This is a genomic window from Faecalibacterium sp. AF10-46 (genome assembly GCF_003604105.1).
Lineage (GTDB): Bacteria > Bacillota > Clostridia > Oscillospirales > Ruminococcaceae > Faecalibacterium > Faecalibacterium taiwanense.
In genome coordinates, this window is the sequence record NZ_QVGY01000033.1 from 436 (window position 1) to 668 (window position 233).

A 233-nucleotide genomic window follows, 5' to 3' on the forward strand; every position below is an offset into this window, starting at 1 on the left:
CAGGCCATGCAGAAAGGCAACAATCTGGCCCACCACTTGATACAGTCTTTCGCGCCGGGCGAAACCACGCCGGAGCAGGCCCACGAGATTGGCCGGCAGCTTGCAGATGAAGTCCTGCAAGGCAAATACCCGTATGTGCTGACCACCCACATTGACAAAGGGCACGTCCACAACCACATTATCTTTTGTGCAGTGGACATGGTGAACCAGCGCAAGTATGTTTCCAACCGACA

Annotated in this window: 1 protein-coding gene; it reads left to right on the forward strand. The window is 54.9% G+C overall.

Annotated features, from left to right (window positions below):
• Positions 1–233 (forward strand): relaxase/mobilization nuclease domain-containing protein (locus tag DWV57_RS14870; protein ID WP_243112374.1); only part of this gene is annotated, 233 nt, incomplete at both ends.